A 22706-nucleotide genomic window follows, 5' to 3' on the forward strand; every position below is an offset into this window, starting at 1 on the left:
TAAATCAATACTTTTTATGAGTCGTCCGGCGATCCGGAGAAGCCAGTCAACTCTCCAGAAGCCGGGAGGCCAGAGCTTCAAGATCCAGGAGATCATAGCAGATAACCCGCTCATCTGGTTCTGGCCTGCGTGAGAATGTTTTTGCAACAATGCAATAATACTCCCGTCGCTTCCCATTCTGCCAGGATACCTTGCCAGCCTTTTTTACAAGTTCTGCATAGAGCTTCTTTCCATCAACACTATCCTGCCATTTGCATTCACAGAAGAAGATTGAAGGAGGGTCCTCGCTCATAGAAACGATATCTATCTCTTCTCCCCTGTACCACCAGCTGCCAATCCGGGTATAGACAAAAGGAAGGAGATGATGTTCATTAAAGAGATCAAAGAGATCCATCACCATCGCCTCAAAATGCCGGCCTACATACCTTGAGAAACGTGGCCGGACGAACTGATCCACAATCAGGCGGGTGTTACCACGCTCAAGCGATTCAATATTGGGATGAACGAATGAGAACCAGAAGTCGAAGAGATTATCTGAGAGGAAATAGAGACCTCGCCTGCTCTTATTCCCCTCTGTTACCGGGATGCGGCGATATATCAGATGGAGATCGATCAGTATAGAGAGATATTTATTGACAATACTCTTTGATAAGCCACAATCGTTGCATATCAGCCCGATTGTATGATTTCCCTGTGCGATTGAGAAGAGAATGGAAAAATAATAGCGCGGTTCAACCAGTTCTGATCTGAGAACAAAGTCAACATCCCGAAAGAGAAATGCATCCTCCCGCAATACTTTTTCTTCAATATTGTCAGAGATATCCGAATTCGGATCGGCACTCATAATATATGCAGGAGTTCCGCCAAAAACCGAATAAAACTCAACTGCTTTCTGCATATCCTTCAGGTAATCAAGGATATGGATGAAACGGAGGGGCTGAAGGAGGATCTGACCGGTCCTTCTCCCAAAGAGAGGACTTGTATGATCCATCGTTGACTCTTCCATCATTGAAATACTGGAACCGGAGAGTATCAGAAATATCTGACTATCCTTCAGATGCGTATCCCAATAATCCTGAAGAATGGAGGGGAGGGAGGGATCCTCCTTGACAAGATAGGGAAACTCATCGATGGAAAGGACAAAACGCTCGTCTGAACGCTGGAGAATGTACTCAAAAAAACTATCCCAATCAGCAAATGAGGTTTTTTTCAGGAAATTATCATTAAAATATTCCCCAAGCTTTAATGAAAAGCGCCGGAGCTGGAGAGTCCTTGACTCCTCACGTGCAAGGAGGCGAATGCCTTTCTCTCTGGCGATGAACCTATCGATAAGTTCACTTTTTCCAATCCTCCGTCGTCCATATATTATCAGCAGTTCAGCTTTCTCCCCCCGGTAACGGCTCTCAAGCATTGAGGTCTCCCGGTGCCGATCAAGGAATATACTCATAAGTAATATACTACAGAGTGTACTATTTAGCATTTATGATGAATGGATCGGTAGAAAAAGACCTGGCCGCCAAAGGATATATGGTACTATAAATGAAAGAGATGAACACAGATTGCAGAAATGCAGATCTTCATCACATTCGAATACCGGGGAATATCCACAATCAGATGAAGGGCATCTCTTTTTGGATACCATTTTACAGCTGCCGTGAGAACCAAAGAGAATAGCGGGTGAGATCATTTAATGAGGAAGAAAGGTACCGTCTCCGATGAGTTTTATGCATTCTCCGATGCGATGCCAAGCGGCATCTGTGTCATTGACCGGGAGAAGAGGATCCTGGTCTGGAACAAGACGCTTGCCGAATGGAGCGGTTTTTCTGCAGAAGAGATGATCAATAGAGACCTGCTGGAGGCTTTTCCCCATCTCGCCTCGCCAGCATACCTGATTCGGATCGAACAGGTACTCGATGGCGGACCACCTGCCATCTTTTCATCCCGGCTCCATGGATCTTTTCTCCCGTTCACAAAATCAGATGGAACACCCCGTATCCAGCAGACCTCTGTTATCGGGTATCCGGGAAGGGAAGGGGAGCCACTGCATGCGATGATCATCATCGAGGATGTAACCGAACTGGATAGTGAGATCCGCTCAGCCCGGGAACTGAGAGATCAGGCCCTTCGGGAGGTACAGGAACGAGAAAGGGTGGAGAGCGAGCTCAGGAAGAGCGAGAGGAGCTATCATGCCATATATGATCAGTCACCGATTGCAATTGAGCTCTATAACCAGGACGGGAGACTGGTTCACACAAATCCCGCCTGCCTGAAACTCTTTGGGATCGAGAACGTTGAGGAGATCCTGGGTTTTTCTCTCTTTGATGACCCGAATGTCGGAGATGAAGAGAAAGCAAAGCTTCGTGCAGGAGAATCCGTTCGGTACCAGGATCTTTTTGATTTTGAGAAGGTCAAAGCCCACAGCCTCTATAGAACCAGCCGGAATGGAACAATCTGGCTGGATGTGCTGATCACACCAATGCAGGATCCAGATGAGGGCATAACAGGATACCTTGTCCAGATCATGGATATCAGCGAGCGAAAGAAGGCTGAAGAGGCACTTGAGCTGAGCAGGAACCGGTACCGCTCCCTGGTTGCAAATGTTCCCGGTGTCATTTTCCGATGCCTGCCTGATGAAGATTGGACGATGCTCTACATGAATACCCGGATCGAAGAGATCAGCGGGTATCCATACACCGACTTCATCAGAAATTCCATCCGGACTTATGAGAGTATCATCCATCCCGATGACAGGAGAGATGTCCGGGATTCGATTAACAGATCACTCTCTGCCAGAGAACCATGGGATATCCAGTATCGGATCATCCACAGGGACGGAAGCATACGATGGGTGCAGGAGCGGGGGCGGATATTCTCTCCGGATGCCGGGATCAGGTATCTTGATGGTTTTATTTTTGATATCACCAGCCGGAGGCAGGCAGAGGATGCACTTGAGATCGTGAACAGAAAGCTCCAGCTCCTCTCAGGGATCACCCGCCATGATATCCTGAACCAGATTATGATCCAGAAAGGGTTTCTCTCTTTTGCTGAAAAGGAGGCAGAAGGTGATGAAGAGCTGCTTTCCAGGTTGGAGAAGATCCATAGGGCTTCGGATAATATCCAGCGCCAGATCGAGTTTACCCGGATGTATGAGAATCTGGGTGCTGAAAAACCAGCCTGGCTGGATATCAGGGAGATTGTCGAGGGGATCGGAGGGGATCAGATCCCGATCAAACAGAACTGTGGAATGTACCTGGTGCTTGCCGATCCGATGATCGAGAAGGTCTTTTCGAACCTGATGGAGAATACCATCCGCTATGCAGAGGGGGCAACCGGAGTGAAAATACAGTGTGAAGAGCAGGATGGTATGCTGGTGATCACCTGGGAGGATGATGGACCCGGAATCCCCGATGATCAGAAGGAGAAGATCTTTCAACGGGGTTATGGTGAAAATACCGGTTTAGGACTCTTCTTCTCACGCGAGATCCTCTCAATAACCGGCATCTCCATCGCCGAGACCGGAGTCTATGGCGAGGGGGCGAGGTTTGAGATCAGGGTGCCGGGGGGCATCTGGCAGAGAAAGGCAGAGGGGACGGGATGAAAGGTGAAGAGAAAAAAGCCGGATCAGCCCTATAACTGATCATGCCGCCTCATAAACTTCCGAATCGACTCGGATTCCAGCACCCCCTGATCGAGGAAGGTGACGATCCGATCAATTGCCTTCACCTGCTCGATGATCTTCTCCATATTTTCTCCTCCTTCGAGATCCGCGAGTGCCATGATGATTGCAAGGGGATTTCTGATCTGATCATTTAAAACAGAGAACTTCACCATATCATCCTCGATCTGGGTATAGGCTTTCTTCCATGCCTCCTCAGCCTCTTTCATTGTGGTGATATTGACAACAAGCCCGACCACCTTCAGGGGAGCACCTTCCTTATTCCGCGCTGTTACCGCTCCGACATCCCGGAACCAGAGGTATGCATCATCGCTGCTCTGGATTCGATATTCGACCTCATACCGGTCTGCTCTCCCCTCCAGGTGATCCCGCATCGCCTGCATCGCCTTCTCATAATCGTCGGGATGCAGGAGTTCTGTGAAATCGGTGTAATGGGAGAACCGATCAGGAGAGTAGCCGAGCATCTCTGCTTTCCGCGGGCTGAATGCGACCTCTCCTGTAAGGCAGTCCATCTCCCACCAGGCGATACTGCCTACCTCCATCGCAAGCTCAAGCCGTGCCTGGTTCTGCTCAAGCTCAAGGCGGGCAGTCTTCTCCTCGGTGATATCACGGCACCCGCCATAAATACGGCTCCTGCCGGTTTCATCACGGATACACCTGGTTTCCGCAGAGAGCCACCTGACATTTCCATCCTTTGTGATGATCCTGAGATCACATTCCGAGGACTCGCCTTCAGGGAGGGAGAGGATCGAATCTTCAAAGATCTGCCTGTCATCAGGATGGATCATGAAGCCCCAGCAACCTTCTCCAATCACCTCGTCGATCTCATACCCGGTGATCTGCTGTGTAGCACCTGCCATCCAGTCTATCTGGTAATTGCTTCCATCTTCCTTCAGGCATGAATAGACAAAATCCGTGATGATGGTGGATACGTACCGGTACCGTTCTTCACTCTTCTGGAGAGCCGCCTCGGCACGCTGCCGATAGATCAGCTCCCCCATCAGATTCCCAAGTGTCGTCAGTGCAGAGATATCATCGTCCCGGTAAACATCTTCTTTATTGGCAACCGCAAGAACAGCGATGATCCGATCACCATGCTGAATAGGAACACCAAGGTAACGTGAGATCGGAAGATGCCCCTCCGGCAATCCATGTTTTGCGGGATGAGGGGCTTCATAGACATTGATGAGAGTTGGAGAGCGGGTAATTACACATTCCCCCCAGACACCCCCGGATTCGATCGGGAACTGAATGGGCGTATCTCTGACGCGACAGTTCTCCATCACACCTTCAGACCAGACATGAACGGTCATCACCGACTCATCATCATTCATGAGCCCGATGAGGGCATACCTGCTGTCGGTCGTCTGGAGGGCAGCATCCAGGGCATAATCCATCAGCTCCTGTTCTTTCGCACCGGCCATCCTGTGGAGTGTAAGGAGCGCTTCTGACCGCTTCAAATGGAGGAGTAAACGGTTCTCCGCCTTCACCCGGTCCGTCACATCCCAGACTATTGAGATCGCCAGATCTTTTCCCGGAACCGGGATATTCATCGCATTGATGTAGGTCGTCTCTTCACCCTGCCGGGTGATCGGGATATCCTCCCAGCGCATTCGCACCGGATCACCACTTTGTATATCGGAGAGAACCCGTTCTCTCAGCTTCCTCCGGAATACAGGATCCAAATAGACGACATCCCAGAAGGCATCCGGGTTTTGGAGGGCCTCTGCAGTTGTCCGGTAGATCAATAGGAAATTCTTATTAAAGTACTCAAAGTTCACCTCGGGATCAACCGAGTTGACGGCAACTCCTATAGGGAGATTGTCAAGTACAGTTCTGATATATTCTTCATTCTCCCGGAGCTGCTGCTGGGTTGCCACCAGCTCATCAAGCTGGGATCGAAGCTCTTCTTCAGCGGTTGCGAGTTCTTCATTCTTCTCTTGAAGCATCTCAACTCCCCGTATCCGCTCGATATACCGGCCGATCTGCTCTGCAATGATCCTGAGCATGACCGTTTCTTCTGTGAGGGGATCATACTCATCATCGAAACAGACGGTGATCGTACCACCAGCCTGCTGGTAAATGGGTATCTCGTGGACAAGAGAGCAATTCGTCAATGTAAAGCCTGGAGCCGGGTAGGTGGAATCGTCGATTGTGATCCTGACATGAGTCTTCTCCGGGTGCTGGAAGCCTTCCGGAATGATCTCCGGGATCTTCCTGAGCACCTCTCTTTCCGTGAGATGAAGGTGCTCAATTGTAGCAGAGATACGGTACAGGCAGGAGAGTTCCTTGATCCGCTCATGAAGCGCATCCTCTGCCTCCTTCCGGTCAGTAATATCCCTGATGAGAGCTATTACCTCATCTGCTGCATAGGGTGCGATGCGTGCCTCAAAATGCCGGTGCCCTGCCGGAACAGAGAGAGCATATTCGATCGTCTGCATCTCCCCGGTCTCAAGGGCAAGAGCGATCGCCGAAAGAATCATCTCACCGATCTCCTCAGACGTCACCTCGGCGATAGTCTTTCCAATCACTTCTTCTCTTGGGAGCACAAACCGGTCATCATCAGGTGTCAGGATATCAAGATACCTCCCCTCGGCATTGCACCGGATCAGGATATCCGGCATCGCCGTGAGAATAAGACGCTGGAGAGATTCACTCGAATTGAGGGCAGATTCAACCATTTTTCGAGCAGTTACATCCCGGATATTGCACTGGATGACAGAGTGAGCATTGATCGAATAGCGGTTGCTGATGAATTCAACAGCCATCTGCCGCCCGTCTTTTGTCTCAAGCGGAAGGTCTTCGTACCGGATATACCCCTCTTCCTTCAGCCGAAGAAAAGCCTTTTCTGCGAGTTTTTTGTCCTGGAGGAGTCCAATCTCAGGGAGCGTTCTTCCAAGGAGCTCATCAAGGCGATACCCGAGCATATCCAGAATGAACGGATTTGCATCGATGATCTCACCATCATCATCAAGGATCAGGATCCCATCCTGTGCAGCTTCAAAGAGCCGGCGGTAACGGATCTCACTTACCTTTAATAATGCTTCAGACTGCTTCCATCTGGTTATGTCGCGGATCGTCTCGATCGCACCACCACACTCCCCATTCCGGTTGTATAGAGGCGACACACGTGCCCAGAGGATACGCTCCTCTCCCTTTGGCCATGCATGCCTTGTTTCCACCTCGATTGCACCCGGCATCTCCTTCAGGAGATCATACCGGGATCGAAGCTCAGGATCATCCTTGAAGGCGAGATCTATCAGCATCGGCCGGCGTCTGCCATAGAACGGGACTGCATACGCATAGTCGCCTTTCCCGATCATCTCCGCTGCAGAAACACCGGTCATCTCCTCGATCGCATGGTTCCAGGCGATCACCACCCCGTTCTCATCAATTGCAAAGGTGGCATCGGGGAGGAAGTTGATGATATCGGAGAGCCGGTGCTCGCTCTCGATGAGGGCGTCATGTCCTTGGGCTTTTGCAGCCTCTGCATTGTGCGGTCCGGTCATATCCTCATCCCGGACTGGTCGCCCTCTCTCCTCTTCCTGCAAGCGCCCGGCTCCCGGCTTCCCTCATCCACCAGTATCAGTCCAGATGAAAGATACACCCTCAGGCTTACATAAAGGTATGGATGACTGTTCCCCATATCTGAGATTATTGATATAGAATACGCCATCTCAGGAGGAAGAAAGGAGAGGATGAATTTCGCTGAAGAGTTATTGATCAACTGACTCTGTCGGCAGACGATCGGTATCAGAGAACTGATCGTGTTTTCTCATAAATGCCCGGATCGACTCTGATTCAAGCATCTCCTGATCAAGAAGGGTAATGATCCGGTGAGGAGGCGGCCTCCGTGATTGGGTATCCCCGGTAAGAGGAATGCATACCTGAGCCATCAGATCACAAAACCCGATACCTATGAGGGAGGAACGGTCAGCTATCACATAATCATCTCGTGTCAATTCGCTATCAACCCTGTTTCATCAGAAATTCATGTGCTTCAAGCGCTGCTTTTGCACCTTCTCCTGCTGCAATAATAATCTGTTTCCCTCGAATCGAGGTGACATCACCGGCAGCATAGACCCCCTCCACGCTGGTATGGCAGTCCTGATCGACGATGATCTCACCCAGCTCATTCATCTGAAGGAATCCATTCAGGAACCCGGTATTTGGGATAAGCCCGATCTCGATAAAGATCCCCTCAACCATGATACGTTCCTCCTCGTCTGTCGATCTGTTCCTGATAGTAATTGAACGGACAAACTTATCTCCGCCGATCCTGGCAACCTCATAGCCGGTATGGATCGTCAGGTTCGAAAGACTATCCAGTTGGCTCTCAAAGACTGCATCGGCCCTGATGGTGCTCCTTACAATCAGATGTACCTCGGATGCGATCTTTCCCATCTCAAGAGCAGTCTGCACCGCCGAATTTCCGCCACCTACAATCGCAACTGCCTTATCCCGGTAGAGAGGGGCATCACAGGTGGAGCAGATCGAGAGCCCCTTTCCAAGATACGTGCTCTCCCCCTCGACACCGAGCATCCGGGAGTGTTTGCCGGAGGCAATCACGATGGTTTTGGCAGTGTATGCAATTCCCGATTCGGTGGAGAGGGAAAAGATCCCATCATCCTGCTTATGGAGGGCTGAGACACGATCCAGTTCCAGGTTGACACTCTGGGATCTGACCTGCTCCTCGAATTTCGCCATCAGATCGCTGCCTGTGATCATCAGGTACCCCATGTAGTTCTCAATAGCCCAGCTCTCATTCGACTGCCCTCCGATATTCTCAGAGATGACAAGAGTCTTCAGCATTTTGCGTGCCGCATAGACGGCAGCCGTCAGCCCGGCAGGCCCGGCACCGATGATGATCAGGTCATAGAGACCGCCACCTTCCTCTGCTCCGAAGATCTCGTTGAAAGCGGCGGTATCAAAGCCGACGATCACCTTGCCGTCGATGACCGTCACCGGCACCCCCCGTTGGCCGGAGATCCGGATCATCTCCTTTGCCGCTTCGATATTCTCCGGGTTCCCAACATCTATGGCGGTATACTCAATCCCCTTCTTGCCCAGGTACGCCTTAACCATCGCACAGTATGGACACCGTTCCGTCGAATAGACGATGATCTCGCTCATGGTTTCTGGATAGACACGGATACCAGTTATTCTTTGCTATAGATCAGCATCCATCCCTGGAGCAGGCACCCCTCCAAGCTCCTGGACGGCAATCTGGTATCCGCCGATCAAGAGAGAGAGGAGGAGCGGGCCGATGATGAATCCCACAAGCCCCATCGTCGCCATACCACCGAAGAACCCGATAAAGATGACGACCGGATGGATCTCTATCCGTCTGCCCATCATCACCGGCCTGAGATAGATATCAGTGAACACACCAAGGAGGGGATATCCGATGAAGATGAGCATAAGCACTGCCCGGAAATCACGGATTGAGAGGGCATAGAGTGCAAGGAATGCAAGGATGACCACAGGTCCAAGGAAGGGTATCAGTGCAAAGAGAGCACAGAGAACCGAATAGAAGAGGATATTGTCGAATCCGAGAATCCAGAAGAATGGAAGTGCCAGGAAGAATGTCAGGATGGCAATTGAGAAATGCACGATATAGATCGAATAGAGCGTATCATAGACGCGCTTCCAGATCACCATGACATTTTTCCGGGAATTTTCGGGGATCATCTTCTGAAAATCAGTTTTTAAACCCGGGCCTGAATAGATGAAGAGAGAGAGTGCGAGGATAAAGAGGAGAATATGGACTGCAAGTGTCGGGATCATAGAGAGATACATAAAGAGAGCATCTTTAACCGAGAGAAGGAGGTTATCAATCATCCCCTCAAGGCCAAGACCCGATAATAGAGCAGGGAGATCAGATATCGCTTCAGGCTTCAGCCCATCCAGGATACTGGAGATGATAGTGATTAAATAATCCATATTCTGGTACAACACATTGAAGGTGATGAGAATGGCAAGGAAGCCGACCGTAACAACCATCAGTGTCAGGAGAAAAGCTGAAAGGGCAGGACTGAACCTTTTTGAGAGACATTCCTGAAATGGGATAAGCACAACAGCGACCGACAGGGCAAGGACAACCACCTGTAACAGCGGAAAAAAAGCGATAAACGTGATGAGTGCTATCAGGGCAATAATACCAAGCGAAACACGATCAGCCGACTTCCAGTTCAGGCTCATATCAAAAGACGTTCGGGGGGAGGATATTTGAAACTTTGCTGAAAAAGAAGGAGGGTCCTATTCCACTACCTGGAAACTGCCTGCGGGAACCCCACAGATCGGGCATTTTTCCGGAGGAGTGGTGATGAAGAGATTGCCACATACCGGGCAGATCTTCACTTCATCTGCCTTGAGATCAGAACCGCCCGTTACTGCCGCAAGTGCCTCTTTGTACAGGCCGGCATGGACCTCTTCTGCCTTCATCGCATGGGTGAAGGTGATCTCGGCGTCCTTCCTCCCCTCAGCCTGTGCCCGCTCGACAAACTCCGGGTACATCGACATGAACTCATGGGTCTCACCCTCAATTCCGCCTTTCAGGTTCTCAGCAGTCGACTGGATCAGCCCTGCCACCCTGAGGAGCCTGCGTGCGTGGATCTCCTCTGCCTTTGATGCTGCACGGAAGAGCTTTGCCACATTTGAAAACCCATCTTCCTGCGCTTTCTCAGCAAAAATTGCGTACTTCCGGTTCGCCTGCGACTCGCCTGCGAATGCTTCCATAATATCCTGTTCAGTTGCCATACCAGTTCAATGGCAGTTCAAGAGGAAAAAAGTTTTGGCTCAACCGAACGACATCCTTAACCACAACCACCTATAAAACAGAATACCATGAAAGTGCAGCCAAAGGCACGCCTGATCCGTGAGACACCTGAGATAGATCGGCCACGGGAGCGGATCCGGACGCGGGGTGCGCCCACCCTCTCAAACGGCGATCTGATTGCTGCGATCATCGGGCGGGGAATTGCAGGGCGTGATGTCACCACACTCTCAGAAGAGATCAGCACATGCCTCGATAGAAAAGGCCTGGCCGTAACCTGTGAAGATCTGATCGCAATTCCAGGGGTCGGCGAGGCAAAAGCCTGCCAGATACTGGCTGCATTTGAGCTGGCACGGAGGATGCAGGAGAGAACATACCGCCCAAAGATCACCTCCCCCGAAGACGCACTCCCCTATGCCGAGGATATCAGGTTGGAGAGGCAGGAGCATGTCATCTGCATCACCCTGAACGGGGCACATGAACTGATCAAAAAACGAATAATAACAAAAGGGATCTTAAATCAGAGCCAGATCCATCCACGTGAGGTCTTTGCAGACGCAATAACGGATCGTGCTGCCTCGATCATCATCATGCATAACCATCCCTCAGGGAATGTTACACCCAGTTCTGATGATATTTCCGTGACAAAGAAGCTTGCAGAAGCAGGCGAGGTTCTTGGGATCAGGCTGATCGATCATATCATCGTCGCTGAGAACGGCTTCTGCTCACTCCATGGAGAAGGATATTTCTAATTCCGGACTTATTCTGATTTTGCCCTGCGGACTGCCTCGCCGAGTGCATACCCTTTTGCATATGCCTCTTTCAACAGCTCCGGCCGCGTGTTGAGATCCTTTATCGTATCCATATCATCCCGAAGCAGGCTGTCCCAGAGCGGACAATCGATGATCTCACCGAATGCATGCATCGTCTGGAGAAGGCCTGAGAAGAGATCTTTAATATTCATCCCGGCAATCGAGAGGAGGAGCATCTTCCGCACCTTCCGCTCAACAGGTGTGATCAGCGGTTCCTTCCGCTCATATTTTGCCATATAAAAGACCTGGAACCGGTCAATAAACGACTTCAGGGCTCCGGGCACACCCATCGTCATGACAGGAGTTGCAACGATCAGTCCGTCTGTATCCCTGATCAGATCATAGTACTTCTGCATCTCATCCTTAATCGCACACCGGGGTTCTGCCTTGCAGACAAAGATCTCCATGCAGGGCTTAATCGAAAGGCCGGGCACCCAGACAACCTCGACAGTGCATCCTGCATCCTCTGCTCCACGGATCGCTTCCCTGAGAAGAATAGCAGTATTCCCTTCTCTTCTGGGGCTGCCAAGCAGTGCCACAAGATTGCTTTCCATAGGGAGCATTCTCGCAATCAGAATAGATAAAAGTGTTCTTTAATGCCTCAGAAAAGAGGAAAAACAGTACCTTCACAATGGTTAAATAGGGTCAACACCCATTGAGATTTTGGTGAAACACCAATGTCAAATCCAGAAGAACGTTGTGAAATTGTAAAGGCAGGAACAAAAGCAAACCCCGGCAAGTACGTCTGCATTGACTGCGGTGCCGAGATGACCCTGACTCATGCCGAAGAGGATCTCAGGAAATGCCCGGCCTGCGAATGTGCAGAGTACCAGTGCTTCCCGATGACCCACATCAGGCCTGATGTCAAGACTGCTGAAGATGTGAACAACCCTCCAAAACGCGGCGGATCAAACGTCTAACTGCTGCATATCATATGCAGCCGGAACCGCGGTATTGGACAGAAGAATGAGGTGATGAACAATGGTAAATGTATCCAGTGAAGGGCAGATCTTCACCTGTGAGATCTGCGGAAATGTCGTCGAGGTCAAAGAGGCCGGCGGTGGCGAGCTGATCTGCTGCGGCCAGCCAATGGAACTTGAGGAGTGATCTTGTATGAGCAAAAAGAAAGAAGACCTCAAATCTCTTGAGGAGAAGATCGGGAAGGTCCCAATCTTCTTCCGCGGGCTGATGGAGAAGGAGCCCGAGATGTTTGAGATGGTCATGAAATTCGACCAGCATATCTGGGCAGACGGTGCTCTTGACAAAAAGACGAAGAAAGTACTGGCCATTGCCATTGCAGCAGCCCTCAGGGACGAGCATGCAGTACGGGCCCAGCTTGCCGGTGCAAAACAGCTTGGCGTAACCAAAGAGCAGATTGAAGAGGGGCTCAGAGTCACCTTCATGCTCTCCGGGATGCCCGCATATGTCTATGGCAAGAGTGCGATGGACGAGATAATGGGAGAGTGATTCTGATGTGTGATGACCAGGATATGTACTGTGACTGTGGACCTCGCATGCCAACAATCGGCCAGGAGGCCCCTGATTTTGAGGCGATAACAACCCATGGTCCGATGAAGCTCTCCGACTTCAAAGACAAGAAATGGGTCGTCCTCTTCTCACACCCCGCAGACTTCACCCCGGTCTGCACGACAGAATTTATCGCATTATCCGAGGCAAATCCAGAATTTGAGGCATTAAATGCACAGCTTGTCGGCCTCTCCATCGACAGCATCCATTCCCATCTCGCCTGGGTTCGGAATATAAAAGAGAAGATGGGAGTGAAAATCCCATTCCCGGTTATTGCCGATCTTGATATGAATGTAGCATCGCTCTTTGGTATGGTTCATCCGGGCCAGAGCACCACCGCTGCGGTTCGTGCAGTCTTCTTCATCGATCCCCAGATGATCATCAGGGCCATCCTGTACTACCCCCTCACAAACGGACGGTATATCCCTGAACTGATTCGTCTCTTAAAGGCATTCCAGACAAGCGATACCCACGGGGTTGCGACACCTGCGAACTGGCAGCCGGGCGACAAGGTTGTTGTTCCTGCACCAAAGACCGTGGAACAGGCAGAAATCCGTGACACTGAAGGGTACGAATGCAAGGACTGGTACCTCTGTTTCAAACAGATCTAACTCCTTTTTTTTAACAGATCCTTCCTTAAAACCCCAGAATATGGATCTCTCCGTTGAAAAGAGATGAAGAGAGGGGAGCAGAGATGTGTTCACGCTATACCATCATCGGAACCCATATCCTCAGGGAGCGGTTTGGTGAGCCCGATATCCACCCCCGGTATAATGCAGCACCCGGCCAGCGCCTTCCGATCATAACGTTGGATGAGCACCTGATAGAGGCAGTCTTTGGGATCGTAAGAGAGAGCGGCGGCCACCGGATTAATGCCCGGATCGAAGGGCTGGAAGAACAATCAGGGTTTTGGGAAGAGCGGTGCGCCATCCCGGCAAGCGGTTTTTATGAATGGAAGACCGAAGGGAGCCACAGACAGCCCTATTACATCTCATTTTCGGAGAGAGAGCTGCTTGCATTTGCAGGAATCTATGACAGGGAAAGAGATGCGTTCTGTATCGTGACAAAAGCAGCAGTCGAACCGGTGAGCAGCATTCATCCGAGGATGCCCTATGTTCTGACAGAGGTCGGGGAGAGGGAATGGCTCACGGGGAGGACACCTCCCCTCTCAGATGAGAGAATTGAGATATATCCGGTATCAAGAGAGATCAACAATCCCGCTGCCCCGGATGAACCCTCCCTGATCCGGCGTCCGGAGCAGCATGACTGGTGGTGAGTAATAAAATTGGAGAGAAAAAGAGCGACTGGCACTCTCACATAATATGAATAAATTCTTCGACAATTGCCCGGATCTCCTTCTCTTTCGCATAGATCCGCTCGCTCAGCCCTTTATCCTGGAAGTTTTTGAGCTGATTGATAGTTGAATCGATGAGTGCGGCAGGGAATATGCCGTCTGATTCAAAGATTGTACGCTTTTCCTCCAGAATATCCGCAGACTCGACACAGGAGGCGGGAAGCTGTTTCAGTGACTTCAGTTTCTCTGCATTCTTTGGATCGAAGATATTGCCATCAACATAGAGATCGGCTGCCCTCTCAAGAGCATCCGGCATCCGGATACCATGGAGCGATGCCACAACAAGCCCTGCTGCAATATTATAGACATCGGCCGAACCATCAGGCGTCCTGAGTTCAATCGTCTGTTTCCCCATCCTTTTTATCTCAGCAGGTGGAGCGTCGGGATTTGCATCACGGATCATATTCCCATCACCAATCCAGCCAAGCGGCACCCGGACGACAACGGATCGGTTCCGGTCTCCCCAGCAGATATTGGTTGGTGCCTCCTGATGGGGCACCAGACGCAGGTACGATGTAGGGATGGTATTGCCAAATGCGGTCAGGGCATCTGAACATTCAAGCAGGCCTGCAATCATCTTCTTTGCAAAGTCCGAGAGCCCGTTCTCCCCTACCATCAGGTTCACACCATCCCTGACAGCCATCATATGGAAGTGGAGACCTGAACCGGCTTTTCCAACGGTGATCTTTGGCGCATAACTCACCTGCACACCATATGCCTCTCCAAGCATCCGAACGATCCATTTTGCAATCACCAGCTGATCGACTGCATCCTCTATCGGGGTGGGAAGGAACTCAATCTCGTGCTGCTCATAGAGTCTGCCATCCTGCGTGAAACATCCGACTTCTGCATGGCCATATTTCACTTTTCCTCCAGCCTGTGCCACCAGCCGGAGTGCTTCGATACGGAAATCCTCAAACTGGGTGAAGGGACGTGACTCATGGTATCCCCGCTGATCAGAGACAGGGTACAGCGGATCAGGCTCTGCGATCACATAGTATTCCAGTTCAGCTAGAGCGAAAAATTCTGCACCAGTCTCTTTCCTGAACAATTCATGTGCCTTTCTCAGGATATAGGAGGGGTCGTTTGGGAGCGGCTTCCCCTCATTTGTATAGAATGAACAGAGGATCTCAAGTGTCGGCACTTCTGAGAAGGGATTTACAAATGCTGTTCTGTACCGGGGAACCACATATAGATCGCTTGAACCAGCTTCAATGCATGAGAAAAGCTGCGATCCGTCAATCCGCTCTCCATCACTTAATATTGTATCCAGATGCTCCTTTCCCGTTATTACAAAATTGAGTGTCTTCAGCTTTCCGTCTTCTCCAACGTAGCGGAAGTTGATCATCTCAATGCCATTCTGCACAACAAACCGGATTATATCTTCTTTACTGAACAATGCAGCAGGTTTCCCAAGAAATCGTTCAAGTTCATTGGGGTTCTGGGGGGAATCGTCTATCTCCATGTACAGGTACGGTGTGATAAGTTTCATTAAAATGGTTCTTCAGGCAAAGGGAGCTTTATTTTTGCACCCCTATATGGAAGACAACTTCCTTCCAACTCTTACGCCGACCGGCAAGGGTTATTACCTCGAAGAACAACCCTCATCTGATGCTCGAACAGTATAAAGGATGTCTTCTTGGTGCCGCACTTGGAGATGCGCTCGGCATGCCGAATGAAACCGCACCTCCCCGTCTCCATGCACCACTCAGAATGTTTCGGAAGGCCTACAAGGGTCACCCAAATGATAGACTGGCACCCGGTCAGTTTACCGACGATTCCCAGATGATGATGATTGTCGGGAGGCTCATTGCCGATCGTGAATATTCCGAAGATGCTTATGCTGCTGCTCTGAAGGACACCTATAATGCCGGCCGGCTCAGGTTCCCCGATAGTGCTGTCCATGCCGCCTGCGAACGCTTAAAGAAGAGTTCCTGGAAAGAGGCGGCGGTTAATTCCAGTACTGCCGGATGCATTCCGCTTGCAGTCCCTTTTGCACTCGCTTTTACCGATCTGATCGAGTGTTCGGAGCGGCTCGTCGTCTCATGCAGTGTTACCCATACCCACCCGGGAGCTCTGGCTGGTGCAGTGACGGTTGCCACACTCATCAGGACAACCCTTGCAGGGGATCGCGACCCTCTTGCCAGGGCAGCAGCCGCAGCACTCCGGGAGGATGAACTTCTCGGCGTCAGGGTGAGGGAGGCTATCCGGCTCGCTGATGAGAACGGGATTTCCATCCAGGGAGCAGTTGAGCGGATCGGAAGTGACAGTTCAGTGTACCAGACCGTACCACTCGCCTTCTTCCTCTCGCGCCGGATTGAGGATCCGGATGAGCTGCTTGAGATTGCATCACAAGCCGGAGGAAATACGGATACGATAGCATTCATCTGCGGAGCATATATCGGCGCAAAATTTGGCAAAAGCGGTCTGCCACACGATCTCCTCGAAAATCTGGAATCGCGCGATGCGATCGAACAACTCGGAATCGACCTTCTCAGGCGGACAGGACACCTGATTCCCGGCGGGGCAGAGTAGCTATCTGCCCAACAGGGTAAAACCCTTTATCCAAGCTCTGCGAGATAGCATGTATGGATATTGCGATCATCGGAGCATCCGGTTATGCGGGTGGAGACCTGATGCGGCTCCTTACCCTCCATCCTGATACCGAACTCACCTGTGCCACGTCCCGAAAACTTGAAGGGACACCGATCAGCCGGGATCAACCTCATCTGAAAGGGTTTATTGATCTCACCTATACAAACCCTGATGTTGATGATGTCGATGCTGATGTTGTCTTTCTGGCTGTTCCCCATACTGTGGCAATGCAGTATGCAGGCTCACTCCACTCACGCGGGATAAAGACAATTGATCTCTCAGCAGACTATCGGCTTCCGCAATCAATCTATGAAGATGTCTACGGCGTTTCCCATACTGCATATTTTGAAGCGCCATATGGCATCCCGGAACTTCACCGTGACGAGGTACGGGGAGCAAACTTCGTCGCAAATCCCGGCTGTTTTCCAACCGGAGCAACACTGGCAGCAGCCCCGGTTGCTGATCTGGCGAGGACGATCATCTTTGATTCAAAGACCGGGGTATCCGGAGCGGGAGACACCGTCTCCGAGACGACCCATTACCCCAATGTTGCAGATAATATCAATCCATACAAATGGACACAACACCGCCATCTCTCTGAGATGCAGCTTGAGATCTCCCGTCTCGGATCTCAGGCCAGCGTCCATTTCACCCCACACCTTGTTCCGGTGACCCGCGGCATCCTGACAACTGCCCACATCATCACCGAGCGCCCCGTCACAACTGACGAGGTCAGGCGGCGGTTTGAGCACATGTACCGGAATGAGCCATTCATCCGGCTCCAGGCACCAAAACTCGGGCATGTACGGGGAACAAACTTCTGTGATATCGCCTTTGAAGTTGAAGAGGGGGGCAGGCGGATCGTCGCCATCTCGGCAATCGATAACCTGATGAAAGGAGCAGCCGGACAGGCAGTGCAGAACATGAATATTATCTGCGGACTTGAGGAGACAACAGGACTCCTCTTCCCATCAGCCACACCATGAGGTAAGTAGAATGAAAATAGAGACAGTTATGACAAAAAACCCGGTGACGATCCAGGCAGAGGATACGATCCGCGAAGCATCGCGGATAATCCGGGAGAAGAAGATCGGCGGACTCCCGGTGATGGATAAAGAGAACTTAATCGGGATGATCACCGAATCAGATATCCTTGCGCTCCTCTCGGTGAAAGGACCAAGCGAAGATCTCTGGCTCCCATCACCGCTTGAAGTGATCGAGATCCCAATCAGGGAGTTCTTCAACTGGGAAAAGACCAAGGAAGCCCTTTCAGACATCGGATCACGCCCGGTCAGATCCGTGATGAGCCACCCGATCATCACCATCGAGGCTGAGGATACAATTGAGGAGGCGGCACGGCTGATGCTCCGTGAAGGTATTGCCCGCCTACCTGTTCTCAGGGATGGAATACTTACCGGGATCGTTACCCGTGCGGATATAATCGAGGGTATAGGAAAGAAGAAGGAGGATGAGGCGGAGTGAAGAGTATTTGTGGCGTCGCCGGTGTGACTGCCGCTGGTATAAAAGAGGGGAAATACGGGCTTGCGCTCATAAGGGCATCAGGAACTTCAGCAGCAGTTTTCACCCAGAATAAGGCACGGGCACCCGTCATCGACCTGATGGCAGAGCGGATGAAGAAGAATCATATCGAAGGTGTCATCGCCAATTCAGGGTGTGCAAACGCCTATACCGGCAGGCGGGGCATGGAAGATGCAATCAGGATGGCCGAGATCGGAGGAGAGGCGCTTGGGATTGATCCGATGCATGTCGGGGTGGCAAGCACCGGTGTCATCGGGAGGTACCTGAACCTCGATCTTATTGAAAAGCAGGCGGAATCTCTTACACTCTCATCTTCAGAAGAGGCGGAGATACAGTCAGCCAGGGCGATCATGACGACCGATCTTGTGGAGAAACATGCTCTTGTTCAGGGCAATGGATTTTCTGTCGGCGGAATCGCGAAAGGAAGCGGGATGATCGCCCCGAATATGGCAACGATGCTCGGGTTCATCTATACGGATGCCGAGATCGCCCAGCCGGATCTCCAGGCAATCCTGAAGAGGGCTGTCTCACGGAGTTTCAACCGGGTCGTCGTCGATGGTGATGTCTCCACAAACGACTGCGTCTTCCTGACAGCAACGGGTGAGGCAGGAAAAATTCCCGTGCAGGAGGTCGAAAAGAGCCTGACTGCCGCATGTATTCACCTCGCTAAAGCCATCGCACGGGATGGCGAGGGTGCGACGAAATTAATCGAGGTGATCGTCTCCGGAGCACGGACCGAAGAGGATGCGAGCAAGATTGCAAAAACCGTCGTGACAAGCCCCCTTGTCAAGACAGCAGTCTATGGCCAGGATCCAAACTGGGGTCGGGTTGTTGCTGCCGCCGGATATGCAGGGGTGGATTTTGAGATCCCGGATCTCTCCCTCTGGATTGGAACGGGTGAGGGAAAGACCCCACTTGTCCGGAAAGGAGAGATCACCGCCGATCTCGAAGCAGCCAAAGCAGCGATGAAAGGTGATACGGTCGTCTTTTCGATCGATCTCAACTCGGGTGATGCAGAAGCAACCGCATGGGGCTGTGATTTAACCGAGAAGTACGTAGAGATTAACGGGAAGTATACAACATGAAACGCGAAGACGTCCTGATGGAGGCACTCCCCTATATCAGGCAGTTCCATGGAAAGACGATCGTGATCAAACTCGGCGGCCATGCGATGGTCGATCCGGCGATCATGAATACCGTCATCGAGGATGCTGTTCTCCTCCACTACATCGGGATGCGGGTTGTTCTCGTGCATGGCGGAGGGCCGGAGATCACCGAGAAGATGAAGGCGATGGGCAAAGAGCCGAAGTTTGTTGCAGGACTCCGCGTTACTGATCAGGATACCCTTGAGATCGCGATGATGGTGCTTGCAGGGAAGATCAGCAACACCATCGTCTCGTTGATAGCACAAAACGGCGCCCGTGGTGTCGGGATATCAGGAAACGACGGGAACCTCGTCATCGCCCGGAAGATGGATGCCCAGAAGGTGATGATCGAGGATCGTGAAGAAGAGGTGGATCTCGGGTTTGTCGGCGAGATCCAGCGGGTGAACCCGGGGCTCCTCAGTACTCTGCTTGATTCCGGCTATATCCCGGTCATCTCACCGCTTGCAATCGATGAGGCGGGAAATAACCTCAATATCAATGCAGACACAATGGCAGGTGAGCTTGCGGTGGCACTTGATGCAGGCAAGCTTGTATCGCTCACCGATGTGGATGGCGTGATGGATGCATCACGCACGAAGATCTACCACCGTCTCACTCTCGGAGAAGTGGAATCGATGATCGCAGATGGTACCATCCAGGGAGGTATGATCCCGAAACTTTCAGCATGCATCTATGCATCCAGAAATGGAGTTGAACGCTGCCATATCATCAACGGCAATGCCCCGCATAATCTCATCCTCGAACTCTTCACAGATCTCGGCGTCGGAACGATGATCCGGGGATAGATCCCTTTTTATTCTGAACAATCCATCATTCTTTTGCTATGGTTGCCACCTGGGAGCTGATCTTCACTGTTGTTCCGGGAGTAATCCTCTTCCTCTTCGGTATTGAGAACTTCAGTAAAGAGATCCTGGCTGTTGCAAAGGGGCGGTTTGCTGCCATCCTTGGAGATCTGACAACCAATCGTTACAAGGGACTTTTGCTTGGTGCAGGAATCACCGCACTCGTGCAGTCAAGTGCAGCTACAACGGTGATCGCAATCAACCTGGTCAATGCCGGGACGATCTCATTTGTCCAGAGCCTTGGCATCATTATAGGCTCAAATATCGGGACCACCATCACTTCCCAGCTGGTTGCGTTTAAACTCACCTCATTTGGCCCGGCCTTCATCATAGCCGGTTTTCTGATCGGGCTTATCGGCGGGAGATACAAATTCCTTGGAAAACCGCTCTTCTACTTCGGTCTCGTCTTCTTCGGGCTGACGCTTGTCAATAACGGGATCGACCCTTATAAAAACGATCCGCTGGTCCTTGAACTCCTCGGCGGCATCGCTTTTCTCCCCCTTGCCATCTTTGTCGGATTCCTGGTGACAACCGCATTCCAGTCAAGCTCCGTGACAACCGGCCTTGTCGTCATCCTCGCCCAGCAGGGCATGATCACAATGCCCGAGGCGATCCCCTTCCTCCTCGGCGCAAATATCGGATCCACGACAACAGCCCTCTTTGCATCACGTGGTCTCGACCTCTATGCACGCAGGGCGGCTGCTGCTCATACCATCTTTAATATCGGGGGGGTGCTTCTGATTCTTCCTTTTTTGGGGCCATTTGTCGATTTGATCGCCTTGATCGGGGGGACAGAAGCACAGCAGGTAGCAAATGCCCATCTCGTCTTCAATGTTGTCGCTTCCGGGATCTTTATTATTGCACTTCACCCATTTGCCCGTCTCGTCATCCGTCTTGTTCCCGGCGAAGAGGAAGAGATCCTCTTCCGAACCGTTGCAATTCGAAAGGATATGCCCAAGTCACCCGATGAAGCGCTGCCCCTCATTGAAGCGGAAGTGCAACACCTCTATGAGATTACGCATCAGGCATTTGATGCTGCAATCGCTGTATTTGAAGCAGCTAAACCACCCCATGCATACCAGAAGGCGGGAAAGCTGGAACTTGTCAACGACTATATCGATGAGGAGATAGAAAAAGCAGTATTTCTCCTCTCGAGGCAGGCAATGTCCGAGACTGAGGGAAAGAAGACGGTGCTCCTTGTCAGGATCTCAAATGAGCTTGAACGGCTCGGGGATCTCTCCCGTGATCTGGCAAAAGTCGGCCGCAATGCCCACAGAAAAGGAACTCCGTTTCCAAAAGGACAGGTTGAAGCGATCCGTGGGATTTACCGTATCTTTGATGGCAATATCCAGGAGCTCGCAAAAAACTTCCCCCATTCAAATAAGGAGACGATCAATTCTCTCCGTGCACGCGACATCGAGCTCCAGCGTGCATTAAACCTTGAATACTCACTCTATCTGAAGCGTATTGCTGAACTGAATGAGAGCGGAGATTCCCGGTACCTCGAAATCCTCTCTATCCTCGAGGCGGCAAACGGGAAGATCAGGGATATCAGGAAACTTACAGAGGATTACTCTGCTCTTGATGAGCATTCGATTTCTGTTTTTCCTGAGCGGACCATATAGAATGCAATCAGATCCCCTTCAGCGAGCAGGAGAGGCGGAGGGAACTGTGCACCATATTCTCAAGATCCTCCTGTGTGTAGGGGTTTCCTTCAATCTTCTCCCAGTCACGGGTGGTATCCTCGTCATTCTCCCCAACCCACGAGGTGATCGCAACATCAGGGATGGAGAAGCCAAGCCACGAGAAGAAGTTCAGGAGATTGCCTGCCACATGCTGGATACCGTCCACATGGCCGATGATGATCAGTCCTGCGACTTTGTTATGAATCATCCTGTTTCCAAACCAGGAGTACTGGTTCTCGATGCAATTCATCCGCTCGACGAATTTCTGGACAAGGGCAGAGTGGTTATTCCACCGGATAGGGGATGCAAGGATGAGAATATCGCAACCAAGCACCGCGTCATAGACCCTCTGCATCTGGTCATCTGTGTATTTCAGCGTCGACATGCAGGGATAGATACAGTGGGAGGGATCTTCTGAATAATTGCCTTCACAATGATAGATCAACAGATCCTTCAGCCTGATGAACTCGGTTTGGGAGCCGAATGTCTCAAATTTCAAAAGAGCCCTCTTCAGGAGCCGCTCGGATTTACTCAGATCCCCATCCTGCCGGCTGGATCCGGATATTCCAAGCACTTTGATACCCCGGCACCGCTCAGGGTCAGGGGGGGCGATGGTATTCACCCCAAATTTTCGTCCAACAAGTGGAGCTGGCATAGCAGAAACTACTCGCTTGTGCTATTTCTACCTGACGCTCATGATCGAATCAGATCAATTCATGAACAGAATACGAGGTT

General features: G+C 51.3%; 23 protein-coding genes. 13 read left to right on the plus strand and 10 right to left on the minus strand.

Going from position 1 to position 22706, the window contains the following annotated elements; translation table 11 throughout:
• Positions 1 to 46: 46 nt before the first annotated feature.
• A complete protein-coding gene (locus ACZ44I_RS10640; protein ID WP_464550075.1) occupies positions 47 to 1447 on the minus strand; it encodes an ATP-binding protein in 1401 nt (466 codons plus the stop codon).
• 243 nt (positions 1448 to 1690) lie between these two features.
• Here ACZ44I_RS10640 and ACZ44I_RS10645 point away from each other — a divergent pair, with 243 nt between their 5' ends.
• A complete protein-coding gene (locus ACZ44I_RS10645; protein ID WP_464550073.1) occupies positions 1691 to 3598 on the plus strand; it encodes a PAS domain S-box protein in 1908 nt (635 codons plus the stop codon).
• 29 nt (positions 3599 to 3627) lie between these two features.
• Here ACZ44I_RS10645 and ACZ44I_RS10650 read toward each other — a convergent pair whose 3' ends face one another.
• From ACZ44I_RS10650 to ACZ44I_RS10675, 6 genes are all read right to left on the minus strand, one after another.
• Entirely contained in the window at positions 3628 to 7185 is a 3558-nt protein-coding gene (locus tag ACZ44I_RS10650) for a PAS domain S-box protein (RefSeq protein ID WP_464550071.1), read from the minus strand.
• Complete coding sequence (locus tag ACZ44I_RS10655; protein ID WP_464550069.1) at positions 7182 to 7403, minus strand: hypothetical protein; 222 nt, start codon at positions 7401 to 7403, stop codon at positions 7182 to 7184. Before ACZ44I_RS10655 ends, ACZ44I_RS10650 begins: the two co-directional genes overlap by 4 nt.
• A complete protein-coding gene (locus tag ACZ44I_RS10660; protein WP_464550067.1) occupies positions 7393 to 7572 on the minus strand; it encodes a hypothetical protein in 180 nt (59 codons plus the stop codon). Before ACZ44I_RS10660 ends, ACZ44I_RS10655 begins: the two co-directional genes overlap by 11 nt.
• 73 nt (positions 7573 to 7645) lie before the next feature.
• The gene (locus tag ACZ44I_RS10665; protein WP_464550065.1) at positions 7646 to 8809 is read right to left on the minus strand and encodes an FAD-dependent oxidoreductase; all 1164 of its coding nucleotides are present in this window, start codon (positions 8807 to 8809) and stop codon (positions 7646 to 7648) included.
• A 36-nt stretch (positions 8810 to 8845) separates the two neighbouring features.
• Entirely contained in the window at positions 8846 to 9877 is a 1032-nt protein-coding gene (locus ACZ44I_RS10670; protein ID WP_464550063.1) for an AI-2E family transporter, read from the minus strand.
• Positions 9878 to 9934: 57 nt separating this feature from the next.
• On the minus strand, positions 9935 to 10435 hold the full coding sequence (locus tag ACZ44I_RS10675) for a rubrerythrin family protein (protein ID WP_464550061.1): 501 nt from the start codon (positions 10433 to 10435) through the stop codon (positions 9935 to 9937).
• Positions 10436 to 10522: 87 nt separating this feature from the next.
• On the opposite strand from ACZ44I_RS10675, the gene radC reads away from it, so the two are divergent.
• The gene (gene radC / locus ACZ44I_RS10680; RefSeq protein WP_464550059.1) at positions 10523 to 11203 is read left to right on the plus strand and encodes a RadC family protein; all 681 of its coding nucleotides are present in this window, start codon (positions 10523 to 10525) and stop codon (positions 11201 to 11203) included.
• A gap of 8 nt (positions 11204 to 11211) precedes the next feature.
• Here the strand turns inward: radC and ACZ44I_RS10685 are convergent, their stop codons facing one another.
• Positions 11212 to 11817: a flavodoxin family protein gene (locus ACZ44I_RS10685; RefSeq protein ID WP_464550057.1), complete on the minus strand. Its 606-nt coding sequence runs from the start codon at positions 11815 to 11817 to the stop codon at positions 11212 to 11214.
• Between the two features lie 123 nt (positions 11818 to 11940).
• Here ACZ44I_RS10685 and ACZ44I_RS10690 point away from each other — a divergent pair, with 123 nt between their 5' ends.
• The 5 genes from ACZ44I_RS10690 (at position 11941) to ACZ44I_RS10710 (ending at position 14066) form a co-directional block, all read left to right on the plus strand.
• On the plus strand, positions 11941 to 12183 hold the full coding sequence (locus ACZ44I_RS10690) for a zinc ribbon-containing protein (protein ID WP_464550055.1): 243 nt from the start codon (positions 11941 to 11943) through the stop codon (positions 12181 to 12183).
• 61 nt (positions 12184 to 12244) lie between these two features.
• Complete coding sequence (locus tag ACZ44I_RS10695; protein WP_292737317.1) at positions 12245 to 12370, plus strand: desulfoferrodoxin FeS4 iron-binding domain-containing protein; 126 nt, start codon at positions 12245 to 12247, stop codon at positions 12368 to 12370.
• A 6-nt stretch (positions 12371 to 12376) separates the two neighbouring features.
• Entirely contained in the window at positions 12377 to 12730 is a 354-nt protein-coding gene (locus tag ACZ44I_RS10700; protein WP_464550053.1) for a carboxymuconolactone decarboxylase family protein, read from the plus strand.
• Positions 12731 to 12777: 47 nt separating this feature from the next.
• Positions 12778 to 13401, plus strand: coding sequence for a peroxiredoxin (locus ACZ44I_RS10705; protein WP_464550051.1), 624 nt, complete (start codon positions 12778 to 12780; stop codon positions 13399 to 13401).
• Between the two features lie 83 nt (positions 13402 to 13484).
• Positions 13485 to 14066 (plus strand): SOS response-associated peptidase, encoded by a 582-nt coding sequence (locus ACZ44I_RS10710; RefSeq protein ID WP_464550049.1) that lies wholly within the window; start codon positions 13485 to 13487, stop codon positions 14064 to 14066.
• A 37-nt stretch (positions 14067 to 14103) separates the two neighbouring features.
• Here ACZ44I_RS10710 and ACZ44I_RS10715 read toward each other — a convergent pair whose 3' ends face one another.
• Positions 14104 to 15636: a glutamine synthetase family protein gene (locus ACZ44I_RS10715; RefSeq protein WP_464550047.1), complete on the minus strand. Its 1533-nt coding sequence runs from the start codon at positions 15634 to 15636 to the stop codon at positions 14104 to 14106.
• A 119-nt stretch (positions 15637 to 15755) separates the two neighbouring features.
• Here ACZ44I_RS10715 and ACZ44I_RS10720 point away from each other — a divergent pair, with 119 nt between their 5' ends.
• Genes ACZ44I_RS10720 through ACZ44I_RS10745 form a run of 6 tightly spaced genes read left to right on the plus strand, consistent with a single transcriptional unit; the run spans position 15756 to position 21911 of the window.
• Positions 15756 to 16679 carry an ADP-ribosylglycohydrolase family protein gene (locus ACZ44I_RS10720; RefSeq protein ID WP_464550045.1) on the plus strand — a complete coding sequence of 308 codons (924 nt, stop codon included), beginning with the start codon at positions 15756 to 15758 and terminating at the stop codon, positions 16677 to 16679.
• 53 nt (positions 16680 to 16732) lie between these two features.
• On the plus strand, positions 16733 to 17725 hold the full coding sequence (argC, locus tag ACZ44I_RS10725; RefSeq protein WP_464550043.1) for an N-acetyl-gamma-glutamyl-phosphate reductase: 993 nt from the start codon (positions 16733 to 16735) through the stop codon (positions 17723 to 17725).
• A gap of 10 nt (positions 17726 to 17735) precedes the next feature.
• Positions 17736 to 18221 carry a CBS domain-containing protein gene (locus ACZ44I_RS10730; protein ID WP_464550041.1) on the plus strand — a complete coding sequence of 162 codons (486 nt, stop codon included), beginning with the start codon at positions 17736 to 17738 and terminating at the stop codon, positions 18219 to 18221.
• Positions 18218 to 19363, plus strand: a complete 1146-nt coding sequence (gene argJ / locus ACZ44I_RS10735) for a bifunctional ornithine acetyltransferase/N-acetylglutamate synthase (protein ID WP_464550040.1) — start codon at positions 18218 to 18220, stop codon at positions 19361 to 19363. Before ACZ44I_RS10730 ends, argJ begins: the two co-directional genes overlap by 4 nt.
• Positions 19360 to 20229, plus strand: a complete 870-nt coding sequence (argB, locus tag ACZ44I_RS10740) for an acetylglutamate kinase (RefSeq protein ID WP_464550038.1) — start codon at positions 19360 to 19362, stop codon at positions 20227 to 20229. The genes argJ and argB overlap by 4 nt, the downstream gene beginning before the upstream one ends.
• A gap of 38 nt (positions 20230 to 20267) precedes the next feature.
• Positions 20268 to 21911 carry a Na/Pi cotransporter family protein gene (locus ACZ44I_RS10745; protein ID WP_464550036.1) on the plus strand — a complete coding sequence of 548 codons (1644 nt, stop codon included), beginning with the start codon at positions 20268 to 20270 and terminating at the stop codon, positions 21909 to 21911.
• A gap of 7 nt (positions 21912 to 21918) precedes the next feature.
• Here the strand turns inward: ACZ44I_RS10745 and ACZ44I_RS10750 are convergent, their stop codons facing one another.
• Positions 21919 to 22626, minus strand: a complete 708-nt coding sequence (locus ACZ44I_RS10750; protein WP_464550034.1) for a flavodoxin family protein — start codon at positions 22624 to 22626, stop codon at positions 21919 to 21921.
• Positions 22627 to 22706 lie beyond the last annotated feature (80 nt).

This window comes from Methanocalculus pumilus, assembly GCF_055382585.1.